We start from the raw sequence: 271 nt of genomic DNA on the forward strand, positions 1-271 counted from the left end.
CCAACAGTACCAACAGGTACATCCGATGAAAACGATCCATGTAGCCCAGTAGGCATCAACACAACCGATAGTGATGGTGATGGTTTAACGGATTGTGAAGAAACTACAGGTATAGATGATCCAAGTACGCCAACAGTACCAACTGGTACCTCCGATGAAAACGATCCATGTAGCCCAGTAGGCATCAACACGACCGATAGTGATGGTGATGGTTTAACGGATTGTGAAGAAACTACAGGTATAGATGATCCGAGTACGCCAACAGTACCAA

Annotated in this window: 1 protein-coding gene; it reads left to right on the top strand. The window is 45.4% G+C overall.

Features of this window, described 5'->3' with window-relative positions:
* Positions 1 to 271, top strand: a 271-nt coding sequence (locus ACNG5D_RS16130) for a hypothetical protein (RefSeq protein ID WP_418184547.1), incomplete at both ends; no start/stop codon positions are given.

Source organism: Algibacter ulvanivorans (genome assembly GCF_048381495.1).
In the GTDB taxonomy this organism is placed as follows: Bacteria; Bacteroidota; Bacteroidia; order Flavobacteriales; family Flavobacteriaceae; genus Algibacter_B; species Algibacter_B ulvanivorans.